The 15,906-nt window shown below is 43.6% G+C and carries 19 protein-coding genes and 1 other annotated feature; of the genes, 13 read left to right on the top strand and 6 right to left on the bottom strand.

All coding sequences use genetic code 11. The annotated features are described in order from the left end of the window. Positions 1-10 precede the first annotated feature (10 nt). The 10 genes from AB3351_RS11715 (at position 11) to AB3351_RS11670 (ending at position 7,026) form a co-directional block, all read left to right on the top strand. A complete protein-coding gene (locus tag AB3351_RS11715) occupies positions 11-463 on the top strand; it encodes a TadE/TadG family type IV pilus assembly protein (RefSeq protein ID WP_371147331.1) in 453 nt (150 codons plus the stop codon). Positions 464-476: 13 nt separating this feature from the next. Next, positions 477-968, top strand: coding sequence for a TadE/TadG family type IV pilus assembly protein (locus tag AB3351_RS11710; RefSeq protein ID WP_371147330.1), 492 nt, complete (start codon positions 477-479; stop codon positions 966-968). Between the two features lie 34 nt (positions 969-1,002). Then, on the top strand, positions 1,003-2,637 hold the full coding sequence (locus AB3351_RS11705) for a hypothetical protein (protein ID WP_371147329.1): 1,635 nt from the start codon (positions 1,003-1,005) through the stop codon (positions 2,635-2,637). A gap of 78 nt (positions 2,638-2,715) precedes the next feature. Then, positions 2,716-3,567, top strand: a complete 852-nt coding sequence (locus AB3351_RS11700; RefSeq protein ID WP_371147328.1) for a hypothetical protein — start codon at positions 2,716-2,718, stop codon at positions 3,565-3,567. A gap of 12 nt (positions 3,568-3,579) precedes the next feature. Further along, entirely contained in the window at positions 3,580-4,176 is a 597-nt protein-coding gene (locus AB3351_RS11695) for a hypothetical protein (protein WP_371147327.1), read from the top strand. A gap of 19 nt (positions 4,177-4,195) precedes the next feature. Beyond that, positions 4,196-4,549 carry a DUF192 domain-containing protein gene (locus tag AB3351_RS11690; protein ID WP_371147326.1) on the top strand — a complete coding sequence of 118 codons (354 nt, stop codon included), beginning with the start codon at positions 4,196-4,198 and terminating at the stop codon, positions 4,547-4,549. 80 nt (positions 4,550-4,629) lie between these two features. After that, positions 4,630-4,771, top strand: a sequence feature (ribosomal protein L20 leader region). Continuing rightward, on the top strand, positions 4,763-5,314 hold the full coding sequence (infC, locus tag AB3351_RS11685) for a translation initiation factor IF-3 (RefSeq protein WP_371147325.1): 552 nt from the start codon (positions 4,763-4,765) through the stop codon (positions 5,312-5,314). It overlaps the preceding feature by 9 nt. A gap of 23 nt (positions 5,315-5,337) precedes the next feature. Next, complete coding sequence (gene rpmI / locus AB3351_RS11680) at positions 5,338-5,538, top strand: 50S ribosomal protein L35 (RefSeq protein WP_206249469.1); 201 nt, start codon at positions 5,338-5,340, stop codon at positions 5,536-5,538. 40 nt (positions 5,539-5,578) lie between these two features. Continuing rightward, positions 5,579-5,938 carry a 50S ribosomal protein L20 gene (gene rplT, locus AB3351_RS11675; RefSeq protein WP_206249470.1) on the top strand — a complete coding sequence of 120 codons (360 nt, stop codon included), beginning with the start codon at positions 5,579-5,581 and terminating at the stop codon, positions 5,936-5,938. A 131-nt stretch (positions 5,939-6,069) separates the two neighbouring features. Then, positions 6,070-7,026: an L-lactate dehydrogenase gene (locus AB3351_RS11670; RefSeq protein ID WP_371147324.1), complete on the top strand. Its 957-nt coding sequence runs from the start codon at positions 6,070-6,072 to the stop codon at positions 7,024-7,026. Here the strand turns inward: AB3351_RS11670 and AB3351_RS11665 are convergent. Beyond that, positions 7,023-7,604 (bottom strand): class I SAM-dependent methyltransferase, encoded by a 582-nt coding sequence (locus AB3351_RS11665; RefSeq protein WP_371147323.1) that lies wholly within the window; start codon positions 7,602-7,604, stop codon positions 7,023-7,025. The genes AB3351_RS11670 and AB3351_RS11665 overlap by 4 nt on opposite strands. Before the next feature lie 163 nt (positions 7,605-7,767). Between AB3351_RS11665 and AB3351_RS11660 the strand changes: the two genes are divergently transcribed. Further along, positions 7,768-8,187: a CoA-binding protein gene (locus AB3351_RS11660; RefSeq protein WP_371147322.1), complete on the top strand. Its 420-nt coding sequence runs from the start codon at positions 7,768-7,770 to the stop codon at positions 8,185-8,187. A 442-nt stretch (positions 8,188-8,629) separates the two neighbouring features. Here the strand turns inward: AB3351_RS11660 and AB3351_RS11655 are convergent, their stop codons facing one another. From AB3351_RS11655 to AB3351_RS11645, 3 genes are all read right to left on the bottom strand, one after another. Next, complete coding sequence (locus AB3351_RS11655; RefSeq protein WP_371147321.1) at positions 8,630-8,878, bottom strand: hypothetical protein; 249 nt, start codon at positions 8,876-8,878, stop codon at positions 8,630-8,632. A 136-nt stretch (positions 8,879-9,014) separates the two neighbouring features. After that, positions 9,015-9,824 (bottom strand): MBL fold metallo-hydrolase, encoded by an 810-nt coding sequence (locus AB3351_RS11650; protein ID WP_371147320.1) that lies wholly within the window; start codon positions 9,822-9,824, stop codon positions 9,015-9,017. A gap of 128 nt (positions 9,825-9,952) precedes the next feature. Continuing rightward, complete coding sequence (locus AB3351_RS11645; protein WP_371147319.1) at positions 9,953-12,511, bottom strand: PAS domain S-box protein; 2,559 nt, start codon at positions 12,509-12,511, stop codon at positions 9,953-9,955. Positions 12,512-12,836: 325 nt separating this feature from the next. On the opposite strand from AB3351_RS11645, the gene AB3351_RS11640 reads away from it, so the two are divergent. Beyond that, positions 12,837-13,229 carry a hypothetical protein gene (locus tag AB3351_RS11640; RefSeq protein ID WP_371147318.1) on the top strand — a complete coding sequence of 131 codons (393 nt, stop codon included), beginning with the start codon at positions 12,837-12,839 and terminating at the stop codon, positions 13,227-13,229. A 156-nt stretch (positions 13,230-13,385) separates the two neighbouring features. Here the strand turns inward: AB3351_RS11640 and AB3351_RS11635 are convergent, their stop codons facing one another. Continuing rightward, the gene (locus tag AB3351_RS11635) at positions 13,386-14,093 is read right to left on the bottom strand and encodes a hypothetical protein (RefSeq protein WP_371147317.1); all 708 of its coding nucleotides are present in this window, start codon (positions 14,091-14,093) and stop codon (positions 13,386-13,388) included. Between the two features lie 215 nt (positions 14,094-14,308). Next, positions 14,309-14,644, bottom strand: coding sequence for a KGG domain-containing protein (locus AB3351_RS11630; RefSeq protein ID WP_371147316.1), 336 nt, complete (start codon positions 14,642-14,644; stop codon positions 14,309-14,311). Between the two features lie 190 nt (positions 14,645-14,834). Here AB3351_RS11630 and AB3351_RS11625 point away from each other — a divergent pair, with 190 nt between their 5' ends. Further along, a complete protein-coding gene (locus AB3351_RS11625; protein ID WP_371147315.1) occupies positions 14,835-15,878 on the top strand; it encodes an NmrA family NAD(P)-binding protein in 1,044 nt (347 codons plus the stop codon). Positions 15,879-15,906: the final 28 nt, after the last annotated feature.

Raw genomic sequence — 15,906 nt, 5'->3', positions numbered from 1 at the left:
GAGTATGGGAATGCGAACATTATTTGCGAAATATAAAAAAAATGAAGACGGCCAGGCTGTTTTGGAAACAGCGCTCGTACTCCCGATCATTCTCCTGATCCTGTTCGGTATGCTGACATTTGGCATGCTCTTATATTCGAAGATTGTCGTCACATTGGCCGCATCGCAAAGTGCACGGCTTGGTGCCACATTATACAGCGAGCAGGCGGAGGAAGCAGGAAATCCGGATGAGCGCATCAAAAGCACGGCGGATGCTTATTTACAAGGGTTGAGCGGAAGTAGCGAGATTAATATCCAGGCAGATCCTCCTCCCGCTGCTTCGCCTGACGGAAGTACGCCGGCAGCTGATAGAGACATTGCAGTAACCATTCGCCATCACTTTTCATTTGCTCTTCCGTTTGTTGGGGAGTTTATCGGTGATAATGTGCCGGTAGAATATACGGCTATCTATAAAATCGAATGAGGGGAAACCCGGCATGATGAGAAAACAAATCGGAAGGCTTCTGCATGAAGAGCGTGGAATTGCCGTAGTTATTTTTGCCGCCGCTCTTCCCGTGTTTATTTTGATCGCCGGCCTGGTTATTGATGGAGGCATGCTGATTTATAAGAAAGTTAAGCTAAGTGCAGCCGTCGATGCTGCTTCATTGGCTGCGGTTAACAGCTATAACAAAGAAAAGTGGAACGCTGAGCAGGTAGTGGAGCTAGATGACACGACCGTTTCTTTGGCAGCCGCACAATATTTGCTTGCTAATATGCAGGATGCTCAATTAACGGATGCGAGAATTGAAGAGCGGACAGAATCTGCAATCAAGGTGTCCGTCGCCGGCCAAGTTACGGTTCCGCTGCATTTCATGAGCATCTTCAATATGCCTAGTCAAGTGTTAGAGGCTCAGACATCTTCATCACTTTCCATTCCGGAACAGGAAGATACAGTGCCGGAAGGGGGAGAAGAGGTGCCTGAAACATAGGAAAGAACGGAAGCTTGAAAGGAGGTGAGAACAAATGAAGCGCATACCGAGGAAAACGGAGAAGACGGGCGTTTTCGCAAAGTTGCTGCTGGCGTTTTATGTTTTACTCCTTGGAGTTTTCGTGATACAACCACAGACGTATGCAGCGGTTCCTGTAGAAGGAGGGACGGTCGCACCGGTTTCGATAGATAATCCGGCGCAGACCGTACAGCCAGTCGAAGAAAGCAAACCGGTTGAAAAACCGAAGCCGCAGAAAACACAGGTAGAAGAGAAAAATGGCACCGGAAACCTACAGCAAGGAACATCCGGTTCAAATTCTTCTACCGATATGAATGGATCATCTTCGGAAGCTGTCCCTCTAAAAAATAATACGTCAGACACGCAAAGCAATCAACAGTCAAATCATGTACAGCAAGATGAGAGCGGGTCTGATGCTGGGCAGCAAATTGGTACAGGAATCAGTCTTGGTCAAGGGGTTCATGCCCACTATAATTCCATTATAAGCATGATGCAGGGGAATTATGTGGCAGGTTTGTCAGAACTTTTGTTGGGGTCTACAGGATATTTCATGGGTCCTTCCGCCGCGAGTACAGTGGGTAACTTTATGGTTGCTGCTGATAGAGGGTTTAATCTTTATTCAGAAGCGGCCAAGTACTTTGGTTGGTCAAGTAAAAATTCTTTCTTCCAGACATTTGGACCAGCCTCTAATCTTAAATATTTAGGGACATTAGCGAAGGGATCTGGCATTCTTGGCGGTATACTTGCTGTTGGCGGTGGAATTAATGACATTGTAAACGGCGACGATGGGTATACCAAATTCGCCGGTGGCTTAGGGATCGTTGGTGGAATCGCCGGGGCAGCAGCTCTGTTTTTCACAGGCCCTGTTGCGCTCGTGCTTGGCGGCGTCGCGGTCGTTGGAGCACTGGGAGCAGCTTTTCTCAAGAGTGAGTTCGGAAAGAAGGCTATCGGTTGGGTGAAGGACAAAGCGGTTGCTGCGTATAATGCGGTCAAAGACGGTGCGAAAGCAGTATACGGTGCCGCGAAAGCAGCGTACAGTAAAGCCAAAACGAAGGTAAAAGCCTTCGCCGGCAAAGCAAAAGCAAAGGCGAAGGCTTTGTACAGCAAGGCGAAGACAAAAGTGAAGGCGTTTGCTGGAAAAGTAAAAACAAAGGCAAAGGCTGCGTACAACTATGCGAAGTCGAAGGTTAAAGCAGGCTATGCTAAAGTCAAGAAGACGGCAAAGGCTGCGTACAACTATGCGAAGTCGAAAGTGAAGGCGGGCTACGCCAAAGTTAAGAAGACGGCAAAAGCTGCATATAACTATGCGAAGTCGAAAGTGAAGGCGGGCTACGCCAAAGTTAAGAAGACGGCAAAGGCTGCATACAACTATGCGAAGTCGAAAGTGAAGGCAGGCTATACCAAAGTTAAGAAGACGGCAAAAGCTGCATATAACTATGCGAAGTCGAAAGTGAAGGCAGGCTATACCAAAGTCAAGAAGACGGCAAAGGCTGCGTACAACTATGCAAAATCAAAAGTAAAATCAGCAGTCAGCACCGTCAAGTCAAAAGCTAAATCTGCCTACAACAACGTAAAATCATCTATTTCCAAAAAAGCAAGCGGATTACGCAAGCGTGCTGGCGGCTTCCTCAAGCGTCTAGGCTGGGGATAGGAAGAGGGGGAGCGACTGATTTGCTCCCTTTCTATTTTTTTGTGATCGTAGAGGTGAAGAGCGAAAGGAGGAACATACATGAAGACAAAGGTTCCACAGGAAGCAGTGCGTACAGCCGAATCATATACAGCATCAGGTGAGAAAGTATTGCGATCGTATAAGGTGAAGTGGGATGATTCCTATTACTATGCGATGGAGCTTGGTAAGAGAGAGTTTCTCTTTTTTGCACAGCCGACTGCTTATCTTGTGCTTAATGAAGATGGATCTATGACAGATAGAAAAATGGCGGAACACATTCTTTCCATTATTTTTAGTTACGTAAGTATGCTGCAAAGAGAGCGGATTGCTAATGTAAAAGAGATAGTAAGAATCGGAAATAAGCGCAATTTGTTTAGTGAATTATTGGAAGCGTTTGACATGCTGTATCCGCTATTTAAGCCGCATCCTCTATTTGATGAGCCGACAGAAAAAGCGTACCGTGCTTTTATGGAGGTTACACGAAGGGATATACTGCTCGATCATAAAATTTTAGAGATCGACCGCGAGTTTTTGGAGAAATATACTGAAGTTGAAAAATCCGGCTGCATCGACGGCGAGTTGATGAACCGTTTGCTTAGAAATGAAATGCAAAAGGGAGAGTGGGAAGGAGAGAGAATTGAAAATGCAATGGCAATTGAATTGGAAAGAGCACGCCTGCTCACATTTGTAGAGAACAAAGAGGTCCTTCGATCGCTTGATAAAGCGCAAAGGCAAGCAGCTCGTTTAATCCAAATACGGCTAAAAACACAAAAAGCAAACGATCCACAAAATAAAAGCCAAATGAAAAAGGAAATCGTAGATGGTGTGACACGCTATGTTTTTAGACAGAAGCCTGAGGAGTTCTTCTGGTCACAATTGAAAGAGCGTTATTTACAAGTGTTAAAAAATTAAAGGGGTATATCTATGAAAAAATATACAGTAATTGTTTTGGCTTTAGCTATAATGATGCTGGCGGGATGTTCATCGGAGCCGGTAAAAGGCTGGGAGGGAACAAAAACGATTAACAAGGTGCCTGCTACGTACAATAAGGAAACCGAGATGGTTACGACACGCTTTCAGGATTATACCGTGACATTTAAGCTTCCGGACGGATTTGTTCCGGTAAACTCCAACGTTGAGGGGGATATTGGAATTAAGTTTACAAGTGAAAAAGAAAAACGTCTCTTTGGTCTTTTCATCGTTCCGCAGGCAACACAGGAAGAGATAGGCAAGATCGTTGCGGCAGTGAAAAAGCAGGTTCCTGATACAAAAATGATCCAGGTAAAAGATTTCCAAGGGCTGCAAGCTAACATTAACCCGTATAAGCACCCTGAACAGGGGAAATTCATTGACATGTCAGAGCAAAACATTGAACAGATGAAAGGGCATTGGATCAGTGTCAATACGATTTATACACCTACCCATATTATTCGTTTGGATGCGGTGGGGGAAGAAAGCGACACAGAGATGCCGGCTTTTGCTGAATCGATTGTAAAAACCATGCAGATTCAACGCAATTAGTGCGTGTACGGAGAATACAATGCTGCAAATTTTAAATCGTACAAAGAATACGGTGCTAGCTGATAGGGTGCAGGAAGCAATATCTAAAAGAGAGAAGACAATAGGGCTTCTGCGTCACAGCACGCTGCCCGCCGGTCATGGGCTCCTTATTCCGGAGTGCACATCTGTTCATACGTTTTTTATGAAATTTGCTATTGATGTGGTATTTATTGATGAGCATGGGTGTGTAATTAAGCAATATGAGAATGTAGTGCCGTTCCGGATTGCACGCGCCAATAAAGCGGCAAAAAGCGTGATTGAACTCCCGGCATATACGCTGCGCCGCACGAATACAGAGGTAGACGATCGACTTGAGCTTATTTCAGTCATGTAATCTTTTTAAAAAAACATAGAAGAAGCTTGACGGGCCTATTCATATCCGTTACAATGGTAAAAGTGTCAAACATATAACGGAATCCAAAGCAGAAGCTCCCGCTTCTCACCTGTATGACGCATGGTTTGTTGTCCACAGGTATCTATTCAATATCCATAATGGGATCAATTAATTTTTATGGAATAGAGTGCGGGCGCGGTGCGTCCGCATTTTTTGCTTTGGTCCAAAATCTTTTGGAGGTGGCAGGCTATTAGCAAGGATCATTTAATCAATGAAGATATTCGTGCTCGTGAGGTTCGTTTGATTGATCAGGAGGGCGAGCAGCTTGGCATTGTGCCGCTGCGTGAAGCACTTCGCATGGCTCAAGAGAAAGAGCTGGATCTGGTGAACATCGCGCCGACTGCTAAACCGCCGGTGTGCCGTATCATGGACTACGGTAAGTTCAGATACGAACAGCAAAAGAAAGAGAAAGAAGCACGTAAGAACCAAAAGGTCGTGGAAATTAAAGAAGTTCGTCTTTCACCCACGATTGAAGAACATGATTTCCAGACGAAACTGCGCAATACAGTGAAGTTTCTTGAAAACGGAAATAAAGTCAAACTGACGATTCGCTTCCGCGGACGTGCGATTACTCATGCTGAAATCGGCCAACAAGTGATGGAGAAGCTTGCAAAAGAAGTAGAAGAAATCTCTACTGTTGAACGCAAGCCGAAAATGGAAGGGCGCAGCATGATTATGATTCTCGCCCCAAAAAGCGACAAGTAATTTTTGATTGGAGGATTTGTACGATGCCAAAAATGAAAACCCACCGCGGAGCTGCAAAGCGTTTCAAAAAGACTGGAAGCGGCAAGCTGAAGCGTTCTCATGCTTACACAAGCCATATCCTGGAGAAAAAATCTCCGAAGCGCAAACGTAACCTGCGCAAAGGCGCGATCGTATCGAACGGCGACCAAAAACGCATTGCATCCATGCTGACATACGTGAAGTAATTTCGATTTTTCGATTTGAAGATTTAGGAGGAGAACATCGATGCCAAGAGTTAAAGGTGGAAATGTGGCGCGCAATCGCCGTAAAAAAGTATTAAAGCTTGCTAAAGGTTATTTCGGTTCTAAACACCGTTTATTTAAATCCGCAAATGCGCAAGTAATGAAATCCCTGCTGTACGCATACCGTGACCGTCGTCAGGTAAAACGCGACTTCCGCAAGCTGTGGATCACTCGTATCAACGCGGCAGCACGCATGAACGGTCTTTCTTACAGCCGTTTCATGTACGGCTTAAAAGCAGCAGGTCTTGAAGTAAACCGCAAGATGCTGGCTGATATGGCTGTAAACGATAAAGAAGCATTTGCACAATTGGCAAACGCTGCAAAAGAAAAACTGAATGCGTAAGCATCGAAGAAAAGCCGACTCGTCAAGGGTCGGTTTTTTTTGTTGAAGTGATTTGACCACAGGGGCGTGGGGAATGGGTATGTTACAATGAAGGAGTAATTTGGAAAAAATCATGACGAGGAGGATGACAGATGAGGGCAACTTCGAAGATGGTATTAATCGGAAATGGTGCAGTCGGCTCCACGTTCGCCTACACGGTGCTTCTTAGGGGACTGGTCAATGAACTGGTCATTATCGACAGTAACCAGGACAAAGTAATGGGGGATGTGTTGGATTTAAACCATGGGTTAATGCTTGCCCAACCAATGCGAATTTCTGCTGGAACGTATGCAGATTGCGCAGATGCTTCCATTATCGTGATTACGGCAGGTGCTGCTCAGAACCCTGGTGAGACTCGTCTTGATTTAATGCAGCGAAATGTATTAATTTTTGATTCAATCATTAAACAAGTGACACAATATAATACAGAGGCGATCTTATTAATTGCGACAAATCCGGTTGACATTCTCACACAAGTGGCATTGAAGCTATCAGGATTCCCAAAACATCGGGTGATTGGCTCTGGGACACTGCTTGACAGTTCAAGGTTCCGGTATTTAGTGGCTGATAAGCTGGGAGTGGACCCTCGCAGTGTGCATGGTATGATCGTGGGTGAGCATGGTGATTCAGAAGTTCCTCTCTGGAGTTCCCTTAGTGTGGGTGGTGTACAGTTGGAGGCAGAGCCAACGGCGAGTCGGTGGCATCTTACAGATGACGAGAAGGAAGAGATCTATGAAGAGACACGTGGTGCTGCTTATCGGATCATTGAAAAGAAAGGCGCGACCTATTATGCAATCGCGCTGTCCCTCGTACGAATATGCGAATCGATTCTAAGAGACCAGCGCTCTGTCCTGCCAGTCTCCTCCTATGTAGAGGATTATCATGGAATCTCTGGTGTTTGTCTTGGTGTTCCATCCGTTGTCGGCAAGAACGGGATTGAAGAAGTGGTCCCGTTGCCGTTATCGAATGAAGAGAGAGAGAAGCTGCAGGCATCAGCGAATACGCTGCAGGAGTTCATACGTCAGATCGGATTTGCTTTTAACGCTTAGGCCTGCATCTCCCGTGTTGCAGAAGAGACGGCCCGTTTTTTACAGCGATAGACAAAAGCAGGGGGAATGTTAAGCGGAACGAAATTGATGTCAATCTGCTCAAACCGTTCACTGAGCTGTTTCTTCATTTGATGCGAATATTGGAAGGCAATGAACAGCCCACCGGGTTTTAGTGCCTTCTCTACATTATCCATAATGCTATTGCGTAATTCCTGTGGAAAGTTGGCAAAGGGAAGCCCTGAGAGAATATAATCGAACCCATCAATACCAAGATCTTCCGTGGCTTGATATATATCAGCGGCATTATGGTAAAAATGCAGCTCAGGATAGGCAGACGCAAGCTGCTGACGCATATTGTCATCTCTCTCAAATACAACTACTTTACAATGTGCGGCTTTGTATTTATAGAGAGATCGGGTAAAAACGCCGGTCCCAGCGCCCAACTCTGCGATCGCTTTCGCTTTATTGAAGTCGATTGGTTTGACCATCGCTCGGGCAAGAAAAGTAGAGCTTGGCGTAATGCTGCCTACGTTGCGCGGCGATGTCAAAAATTTATAAAGAAAAAGAAGTTTGCCCATAAGGTCCTCCTCATACAGATACGGTCTATTCAATAATTATAACAGTAACATACTTTTTAACCAAACAAATCCGCCGACAGACGGAAGTGTTTGTCAAAAAGGAGTTAGACCTATAGATGGCGAAAGATAAGTAAAGAGCAAACAAATAAAGGAGGCTGTGCACATGGCTTTTACTAACCCAACAAATGAAGAACGTCGTCAAATTCTTGAAGAGGCTAAAACCATCGCTGTCGTCGGTTTGTCAGATAAGCCTGATCGGACAAGCTATATGGTATCACAAGCAATGCAGAATAAAGGATACAAGATTATTCCGGTAAATCCCAGAATAGAAGCAGCGCTTGGTGAGACGGCTGCAGATACATTAACTGAACTTAGTGAGCCAGTTGATATTGTTAATATATTCCGCCGCAGTGAAGATGTGGGTCCCGTTGTTGATGAAGCGATTCAGATCAAGCCAAAGGTAATCTGGATGCAGCAGGGGATCTATAATGAGGAAGCGGCTAAGAAGGCACAAGAAGCAGGTATCACCGTGGTTATGGACCAATGTATCAAAGTTGATCATGCCATTCTCGTTCGAAAATAACGGACAGGGCGCAGACATATAGTAGAGGGGAGGAAGTGGACACTGTCCACTTCCTTTTTTTGTGTTACAACAAAAAAAAGACCCTCCCATCATAGTGGGAAGGCGAGTAAAAAGGGATTCAACTAGACACATTCATCTTACCACAAATGCAAAGATGAAAACCTGAAAATACCAAAAATACTAATAAAAAACTACAGCATTACATCCTTTAGACGTACTTCCATTTCAATTTTTCTTGTTTTCTATATCGTATGTACTGAATAAAAATGAAGATGTAAACTTAACATAAATATAACGGTAGCCAAATAGAATGTTTACGTTTGCGGTCTATAATAAGAAGTGTGTTGAACCCCTTGCCACTATTCAGTAAGGTTCTCTTATCCCTTGTTTAGCCCTTCAAAGAGAAGGGCTGTTTTTTTTGCAAGGGAGATGAGCAACCTGATTAGTCATAAGCAAGAACAATCTGATCATCGGCTAGCATGGAACAGTCGCCGAAATATTCACTTAAAAAACTGCTGACATCTTCAAATGTTAATGAGTCAGGCAGCAGGAATTCGTCCTCATCTTTACGATAAGTCATTTTGCTGCATTGTAATGACTCAACAAGTAAGTCGGAAATGCGCTGATCAACAAGACGCGGTGCTTCTACTTTAATCTTTTTATTTGATATTGGAGTAATTTTCGCTCTCATAACAGGGTGTCACCTCAATTGTATATGTATAAATACCCTATTAAAAGCGAAATGAAACAGGTAAAAAGGTGTAGTGGAAGTGAATATGTTATAAAAATCGTGAAAAAAACGCAAATTGTAGATCTTAAGATACAAATCAATCATAAGCAGCATCCCGTTGTCTGCATTCCTTGAAGAATGAATGCACAATATGGATGGGTGACCATTCACCATGAGATAAATGATAAATGAGCGGACGTTTTGGAAACAATTCGCGGGTAATCTCACGCAGGCTCCAGCCCTGCTCATAGCGGGTCCGTATTCTTTCTTCGATTTCTTCAAGGTGTGTTAATTTTTCTCGGAGTCTTTGCTTCCCATCTGTAATAATACCTGCATGTGCACAGCAAATGGTATCAAAATCCAGAGTAAGCACATGACGAAGCGAGTTCCGTAGCTTAGGCATATTTTCTGTTCGGATGCATATTTTGACTTTGGAGCCGAGAAAAAGATCGCCGCTGAATAATCGACCTCTTTCTGCATCATAGAGAACAACATGGTCTTCGGCATGTCCAGGTGTCTCAATCACCTGAAGCTGATAGCGATTTGTGTTATGAACAGCACGTAGTGGATGCGGTTGAAAAGGATCAGGTACTCCCCAGAATGATGTACGATAGGGAGGAAGAACAGGTGAGATTGCGGCAGTTTCCACGGACATGGGATGAATGTAAATCGGTAGTCCCTTTTTCTGCAGCCAACCAGCCATCCCACAGTGATCTTCATGAAAATGGGTGATGAGCGCTTGCTCAGGAGCATGGCGTTCAAAAAATGATTGGACTTGTGCAGCAATAGATTTAGAGCCTGTGTCAATCAGCATCCCGTCCCATTCATATACGTGGATCGAGAGAGTTACCCCATCTAAGGTTACATATTCTTGCAGAATGCGAATATCTTCATATATACTTTCCATGCTTGCTCTCCCCTTATTTTTCCTTTAATTATAAATGCTTAATTCTGAATATACAAATATTTGCGGGCGTATGTATGCCTCGCTGTAATGATACAACGAGGCGCGCGTCTCCATATGATGAGTTATTGTTATGTAAAGGGATAGATCGGCAGGCAGATATGTACGGTAGTTCCTTCTCCTACAGTACTGTCGATCGTAATATTTCCCTGATGTCTGTCAATAATTTTATAACTTACCATGAGACCAAGACCGACCCCTTTTTCTTTCGTTGTATAGAATGGTTCCCCAAGTTTTGTTAGGCGTTCTGGACTGATACCGCACCCGCAATCCTTTATGCTGACGAGAACATGCCGCTTATTGTGTATGCTTGTATGGATGAAGATTTCCCCGCCTTCTCCCATTGCATCAATTGCATTTTGCAGCAGGTTGACAAATAATTGCTTTACTTCATTTTCATCACAATAAATTGTTCCGATATCGGAAGTGTATTCTGTGACAATAACAATCTGATTCATTATTGCTTGTTCAGCAGTAGAAGAAATAGCTTCTTCTATAATTTCAATGATGTTCTTTGGCTGAAAATCAATGGATTGAGGTTTGGCCAAAAGTAGAAATTCGCTCGTAATGCTCTCGATACGGTGCAGATCATTCAACATGATATCGAAATAGAGCTTATCGTCTGTGGACTCACAAAGAAGCTGAAGAAAGCCTTTAAGACTGGTGAGTGGATTGCGAATTTCATGGGCAATCCCAGCCGCCAATTGTCCTACAATGGAGAGCTTTTCTGATTGGCGAAGCCGCTCTTCAGCTAAGCGCCAATCGGTAATGTCAATACCGGCTCCTACAATGTATTTTACGGTCGCATTTTCATTTTTTATCGTAGAAAGCGTCCAGGAGATTAAGCGTGCTCCTTTGTCCTTTGTACGCCAGTACTTTTCCGTGTGATGAATCGAATGGTTGTTGAGTATGTTATTATACACTTGTATTGCTCTAGAGGCCTCATCGCTATCGAATAAATCGGTTTCCCAGAACGGACGATGAAGAATCTGTTCAGCGGAATATCCAGTTAGCGTCTCACATGCGCGATTGAATATAATAATATGCCCGTGTGTATTTATAACAATGGTTAACGATTCGGTTGTCTCTAGAATGGTTTTGGTGAAGTTTCTCTCTTCCCGCAGTGCTTCTTCCATGCATTTTTGTTCTGTGATGTCGATAGCAAGTCCATCCAAATAAAGTACGTTGCTTTCTGAGTCGACAGTAGGAACGATACGTTCATGCAGCCATTTAATGTTGCCATTGCTATCAATAATCCTATATTCACGTGTAATGGCTTCCCCGCCTTCGAGCAGCTTCTCCATCTCATAAACAAAATCCTGGTCATCTGGATAGATCATCTGACGCCAAAGATCCGTATTTGACTCAAATAATTCCGCAGGAACACCGTAAATTTTTTCTGTACCTTGAGAAGTATTGAGGATTTGTTGATTTTGCAAGTCATTTGTCCATACGGATATATCAAGCGTTGAGAAGATGCGCTGTAATTGTCGCTCCATTTGTTTTCGTTCGGTAATTTCAACACAAGTGCCGATCACCTCGATTACTTGACCATTCTGTTTGACAGGTTTGAGGGCAGCTAGATAAGAGATAGAACGGAATGTATATTCAAACATAACCGTTTCCTCTCCCTTCCAAGCCTGACGGTAGAAGTTCGTATGGAAAATTGCATCTGGGTATGGAGTTAGGTCAAATAATGTCTTACCAATCACTTGCTCAGGTGTAAATCCGCAGCGCTTAAGCATTTCTCCATCACAAAATGTAAAAATGAATTGCCCGTCTTTTTCATAAAATGTAAATGTCATCCCCTGCTGGTTGTGTAACGTATTCCGCAAACTGGTCTGGGCTACAGCAGGTGCAGCAGCGTTTTTCTTGTGAATCTTAATAGCATAGTGTCGATCGACGAAAGCAGCCGTAATAATAAATAGCAGAATAGTGAGACACATAACCACAATAAATGAAGCAAGCTGCGGGTAATGTATGTCAAAAAAAATAGGCGAAGGCTTCAGTACAGTCTCTGCCGCTTTAGATGCCTCGGTGACCAGCATAATATAATGCAGGCCGAAAATTGCCAATCCAAGGATGATTGCACCTAGAATCTTACGTATAGTCCCGCTCTGTTCTATATAAGGATGTTTGAAAAAAATAGTCCAGAGCGACATGAATGAGGCAAGTATAGTAATAGTAAAAGAGATGGCAAGAACTGCATAAGTCGAGTCGATTATACTGTGTCTATTCATGACATACATACCAAGTTGATGCATAAACGTAATAGCGGTGCCTATGCATACGCTGCTTATGAGCAGAATAAGACGACTCGTAAAGTTAAGAGTAAGAGTGATTAATACGGCATAAGCGCCTGCCAGCGCTGCAAACAAGAATACAATAAAAAGAAATGGCTCAAGGGAAAAAGATACAGGTACATGAAAAGCTAGCATGCCAATCAAGTACGTCGACCAGATACCGATTCCAACCGCTGTTGCTCCACAGGTTAGCCATACAATATAGCTGATTCCGCGTTTGGTGGCGATTCTTCCGGCTGTATCGAAAAAAACATACGAAGATAGGATAGAAATCGCTAGTGATAAGATAACAAATGATAATTCGTATGTTTCTACTAGTACGTCCATTAAAATGAATAGCTCCTTATAAAATAGATACAATGATAGAGTGGAGTATACTAATTTGTTTCTATGAGTAAATCGAATTTGAATATTATAAAAATAGAAAAAAAGGAAGTATATATGTAGTATAAGAAATTCAGGAAGAAATGTAGAGCGATAATTTAAATTTATTCAAATAAGGAGAGAAAAAGAAGAAAAAAAGGGAATAGGGATAAAGAAATGGATAATATTGTTATTTGCGACTTATTGCACAGGTACAATGAGCGTCTAGCAATCTTGGCTACAGTACGATAGCATAAAACACAACCTACTAGGAGGAGGGAAGGATCAAGTGATAAAAAAGCGCTGGTTGGTTCCTATCATTCTATGTGCTGTGCTAACTCCAGGGACAGGAGCTGCCAGTGGGAGACTTGAAGTCGGAACGACACAGGGAGATAAAACATCGACGTATGAATATTTTGATTCCGGAGTGGCGACGATCGCAGTATGGAAAAGCTCTGGCTCAGGTTCATTAAAAGGGGAATTGTGGAAGCGCATTCCGTACTTTCCGGATAAAAAAATTGCGCAGACCGAAGTTGTTGATGCTGAATATGGCGGATACCAGACCACGGTTGATCTTAAATCGGGGGGTCACTACTATATTAAGGTTATTGACCAGGATGGCTATGCGTCCGGTTATGTTAAAGCGATTAATTATAAGCCAGACGGTTTTATTATCCCATAGGATGTATAGTATATGAGGATGGGTCAGTCCCTTTAAAAGTAAAATGCACACAAAACAAAAACCCAAGAATGTTGATATAACAGCATTCTTGGGTTTTCCTTTTATCAAGATTTCGGCTAAGATATCACTTTCCGGACAGCTCCTAAATAAACTGTCTTAATCATCATGTCCTTCTTGTTGATTTTCATTGTCATCATCTTTTTGCCCGCTGTTTTTATGTGAAGCAGATGTATCCTGCTTTGCAGCTCCCTTCTCTTCCTGTGCCGAGGATTTCTCCGGCTTTGGCTTACGCGGTACTTGATCCATCACACTTGCCAGGTTTGGATTTCCATTTTTGCGCAGCGATTGAGCGATTTCCTTCGGATCAAGTCCTTCAGCGACCATTCGGTCAATCTTAACAAGATCTCCTTCGCGAATACCGTGACTGCGTAATTGATTAACGGTGTTGGAATCAAGACCTTGGCCGGATGTTACAGCTTGTTCCTTTTCTTTTGTTCCTGAGGTCTGTCCTGATGAGGACGTTGAAGAAGATGACCCGCTGCGTTCCGTATTGTTCTGATTTGTCTGCTTCGAGGAAGAAGATTGAGCTGTCCTCGTGTCGGAATAAATTCCTTCCGCCTTAGCCTCATCTAGCGTCTTATTGAGTGGAACCCTTATTACACTTTGGCTTCCATTCGCTTGTGCTGATGTCGAGACATTTTCCGTTTCGGTTGTTGGGGTTTGTGTAACTGTATCGGAAGGGGTACCGCCTGATTTTGACAATAAAGCAGTAAGCGCAAAGGCAACAAGCAGCACAAAAAGGCCTCCACCGACTAGAAAATAGACGCGCTTGATTCGCATGCGCGATTGCAACCATCTGTTCATCTGCTGATGCTCCCTTTCTTTCCTTTCAATATTTCTTTTACCATCTTCGCATATTCCTGCCTGTTTTTGAAGCGACGAAGGTAATTTTTTTATGAAATTCTCTATTGTGTCCTGATTTGTTTCTTTATAAAATAAAAGAGAGTCCGCTGCGACGGACTCTCGTAAGGTTTTTTTACGGACGGGAAGTGGCAGGATGTTTATCTTGCCCTTCCTTTTTATTTATTATTGTCATTTTGTCGAGCTTCCCCGCCTTTGCGGCCAATGTTTTCATAGAAGTCTTTATCGTGGGAGCGTGAGGTTGCTTCTCCACCTTTGCGCCCGATGTTTTCATAGAAATCTTCATCGTGGGAGCGTGAGGTTGCCTCTCCACCTTTGCGCCCGATGTTTTCGTAGAAATCTTTATCATGAGAACGAGCGGTTGCTTCTCCGCCTTTGCGTCCGATTTCTTCATAGAAATCTTTATTGTGGGAACGAGCAGTTGCCTCTCCGCCTTTGCGTCCTCTTTCTTCCATGCTCATATTGTTCTTGTTATTGCGTGCCATGTTAAACATCTCTCCTTTGTAGTTAAGTTTGGTTTGTTCAACCGGTACAGTTATGAGTTTCCCGATTCTGTTTTATACAAAACATAAAATATTGAATGAGTACATTAGTCCCTCGTCCATTTTATGGTAGGAAATAATGCATGTGTAGCTACTTAGTGAGGTGATAGGATAAAAAAGTTAAGAGAAAGGAGGAAGTATAATGGGGGATAGTGGAATGGAGAAAAAACCTACGATAGCTATAGCAGGAGCAAGTAGGTTTATTGGTAAAGCATTATCGCTTCATCTTGCGGCTGACGCTCATGTTATCGGATTGACATGCAAGGAAAGAACAAATGTAGAATTGCAAAATGATGGTTGGCCGCAGATGGAGTGGCGGAAGGCGGACTTATTTTCTTTGGCAGCGATTGAGAAGGGGCTAGAAGATGCCGACTATGCTTTTTATCTGATTCATTCCGTAGCGTCCTCGGCACGTCTGACGCAGGGAAAGGCGCAGGATATGCATCTGATTTTAGCGGATAACTTTGCACGTGCGGCAAAAAAAGCCGGAGTGAAGCAAATTATTTATCTAGGTGAACTAATTCCAGAGGATGAGCAGGCACTCACAAGTCATTTGCGCAGCCAATTGGAAATAGAGGAAACATTGTCCGCGCATGGTGTGCCGGTGACCGTACTTCGTACCGATATTGCTAGTAGACGAGTTGATGCTGTGAAACTGCTTGCTGCTTGCATTGGAATGGATAATGGTGATTCGCCTATACCCGTGGCGGCATTGGATAAAGAGAGGAAGAGGATAAGGAAGAAAAGGTTTGGCAATACTGTTCGGTCGGTACAGCGACTTTTGTTGCCTACAGGCAGGAATGCAGCTTGGATGGGAGGCGACTATGCACGGTGGTTGTCACGCACTTGTAAGCCGTTTATTCGTGTAGAACAGGTAGAGGGGCGGATGCATTTTTTGCTGTGGGGGATGAAGAAGCCGCTTTTAGAACTAACGTATTCAGAAGAACGCAGTACGCCTGATCGGGTGCTCTATTATATTACTGGAGGAATGCTGGCACGTATTGACCCTATGCGAAGCTGTGGTCGCCTTGAATTCAGAGAAGTTCTCTCCGGTACCTATGTAATCGTAGCGATTCACGAATTCGTCCCCAGGCTTCCCTGGCTTATCTACAATGCTACCCAGGCGCTGATTCATCTTTGGGTTATGCATCAGTATGGCCGCTCTCTTCGCATGTATGATAGATGACGGCAAACAAAAACGGATGGGGAAGAAG

The sequence above is a fragment of the Aneurinibacillus sp. REN35 genome (genome assembly GCF_041379945.2).
In the GTDB taxonomy this organism is placed as follows: Bacteria; Bacillota; Bacilli; order Aneurinibacillales; family Aneurinibacillaceae; genus Aneurinibacillus.
Note: the sequence above shows the minus strand (reverse complement) of the source record. Positions and strands in the feature narration are given on the sequence as shown.